3 protein-coding genes and 1 pseudogene are annotated in these 2,328 nt (G+C 72.3%); all 4 read right to left on the reverse strand.

What is annotated here, in order from left to right:
- Positions 1 to 31: 31 nt before the first annotated feature.
- Positions 32 to 910, reverse strand: coding sequence for an EamA family transporter RarD (gene rarD, locus JNW91_RS31045; protein ID WP_309244537.1), 879 nt, complete (start codon positions 908 to 910; stop codon positions 32 to 34).
- 4 nt (positions 911 to 914) lie between these two features.
- The gene (locus tag JNW91_RS31050; protein ID WP_203179011.1) at positions 915 to 1,403 is read right to left on the reverse strand and encodes a GNAT family N-acetyltransferase; all 489 of its coding nucleotides are present in this window, start codon (positions 1,401 to 1,403) and stop codon (positions 915 to 917) included.
- Between the two features lie 118 nt (positions 1,404 to 1,521).
- Positions 1,522 to 1,908 (reverse strand): phage holin family protein, encoded by a 387-nt coding sequence (locus tag JNW91_RS31055; protein WP_151492933.1) that lies wholly within the window; start codon positions 1,906 to 1,908, stop codon positions 1,522 to 1,524.
- Positions 1,909 to 1,969: 61 nt separating this feature from the next.
- Positions 1,970 to 2,328, reverse strand: a pseudogene (locus JNW91_RS31060) (type VII secretion protein EccE); the annotation flags it as partial.

Consider the following 2,328-nt stretch of genomic DNA (forward strand, 5'->3'; position numbering starts at 1 on the left):
CCGTTTTCCGGCCCCTGGACCGGGGTAGCGATCAGAAGGGGACCGGAGACGAAAGCCCGACGGATGGAGAATGTCGTGGCGCGACCTGTGATTGTGCGAAACCGGCGAGGCGTGCCGGTGGCATCGGCTCGTGGAAGATCAGCACGCCGCAGGCGAGCTGGAGGATCGGCGCCAGATACTGGATCATGCCGAGGCCGGTCAGCGGCAGCCGGTTGGCGGCCCCGGCGAAGAGCAGCAGCGGGATCGCGGTGGCCGCGCCGGCCAGCACCAGCAGCGCGGTGTGCCCGGCCGAGACGTGCCCGAAGGTCGATTCGGCGCGTCGGGTCAGCCAGGCCAGGTAACCCAGCGCGGGCACCGCCAGCACGGCCGACTCGACGAAGAGCCCCTCGGCGGCGGGCAGCCCGAGCCGCTTCTTGATCAGGCCGTAGCCGGCGAAGCTGAGCGCCAGGGTCAGGGCCAGCCAGGGCAGGCGGCCGTAGTCCACGGCGAGCACCGCGACGGCGGACCCGCCGATGCCCAGCGCCACCCACTGCGCCGGGCGCAGTCGCTCCCGCAGCACCGTCACCCCGAGCAGCACCACGACGAGGGGGTTGATGAAGTAGCCGAGCGCCGTCTCCACGACCCGGTCGGAGCTGACCCCGTAGATGTACGTGCCCCAGTTCACCGCGATCAGCGCGGCGGCGGCGACGATCCCGGCCACCGTCCAGGGCCGGCGCAGCAGCGCCCGCAGGAAGCCGATGTTGCGCAGCGCGCCCAGCAGCAGGGCCACGAAGACCACCGACCAGACGATCCGGTGGGCCAGGATCTCCATCGGGCCGGCGGGTCGCAGCAGTTTGAAGTAGAGCGGGAAGAAACCCCAGAGCAGGTACGCGCCGAAGCCGTAGAGGTATCCCAGGCGAAGTGGCGTCACCGGATCACCGTAGGTGGGGAACCGCCCCTTGTTCCGGTCCGGTGACCGGGGTCACCGGCGGCCGCTGGTCGAGCTGCATCCACCGCTCCGGGACGTCCAGCGGCGTGAAGCCCACCCGCGCGTACACCCCGTGCGCGTCGTTGGTGGCCAGCAGGATCCGGCGTACGCCGAGCTCGGCCAGGTGGTCGCGGGCCGCGGTGGCGAGCCAGCCGCCCAGGCCGTCACCCCGTGCGGCGCGGTCGACGTACACGTCGCAGAGCCAGGCGAAGGTGGCGCGGTCGGTGACCACCCGGGCCACCGCCACCTGACGGCCGTCCCCGGGACGGTAGACGCCGAACGGCAGCGAGCCGGCGAACGCCCGCACGACCGTCTCCCGATCCCGCCCCAGAGCCCAGTACGCGTCGGTGGACAGCCACCGGTGCACCCGGTCCAGGTCGAGGCGGGCGGGATCGGTGCTGAGCAGGTGGCCGTCGGCGCGGGTCAGTGTGAACACCCGGCGACGCTAGCCGCCGCGATGGGCTCCCGCGCCGGCCAATTCCCGCACTGTGGTCCACGGCTCCGCCCGGTCCCCGGTCATCGTCGGGGGCCGGGCGGGGTCGGGGCGGTGCTGGTCAGTCCCGGTCGAGGACCGCGCCGAGGATCCAGGTCACGATGCTCACGAAGAGGGCGCCGAGTACGGCGGCCGGCCAGAACCCGTCCACCGAGAACGGCAGGCCGGCCTGGTCGGCGATCCAACTGGTGAGCAGGAACAGCAGCCCGTTGACCACCAGCGCGATGAGACCCAGCGTCAGCAGGTAGAAGCCACAACCGACGGTCTTGATGATCGGCTGGAGGACCGCGTTGACCACGCCGAAGATCACCGCGACCAGGAGCAGCGTGGTGACCGTCTCGACGGCCGAGTTCGAGTCCAGGGTGATACCCGGAATGAGCAGTGTGGCCAACCAGAAGGCCAGCGCCGTGGTGGCCAGCCGGATCAGCAGACCTTTCAGAAAACCCATGGCGGGGATCGTGCCACGGACCGGGCGGCGGCGTAACCCGCCAGTTGCCGTACCGGCCAGGTCAGCGGCGCGTCGGCCGCCCGATCAGCTGCGCCTCGATCGGCGTCGGCGAGAGCAACGCCCAGCGCAGGGCCCGCCGGTTCACCACGGCCACCATGTCGTCCCGGATCCGGGTCAGCCACTCGGCCGAACCGCCCAGCCCCAGCGCCACGCCGGCCAGCGTGGCCTCGGCCGTGTTCAGACGTTGCAGCACCGCCAGATCGGCTCGGCTCAACGCGTCGGTGTCCGCCGCGGTCAGCTCGTCGCGCACCACGAGGGTGGCCCGCCACGGGGGGCCCGGCTCCGCCTCGGCCGGCCGCCGGCCCCGCGTCGACCACCAGCAGCAGCGGCCGCAGCGCGGTCGCCACCCCGTCGGCCACC

Source organism: Micromonospora parastrephiae (genome assembly GCF_016802865.1).
Classification (GTDB): domain Bacteria; phylum Actinomycetota; class Actinomycetes; order Mycobacteriales; family Micromonosporaceae; genus Micromonospora; species Micromonospora parastrephiae.

Bases quoted from the DNA above. Each gene is read 5' to 3' on its own strand.
- JNW91_RS31055 (WP_151492933.1), bottom strand. From the start codon at position 1,908: ATGGGTTTTCTGAAAGGTCTGCTGATCCGGCTGGCCACCACGGCGCTG.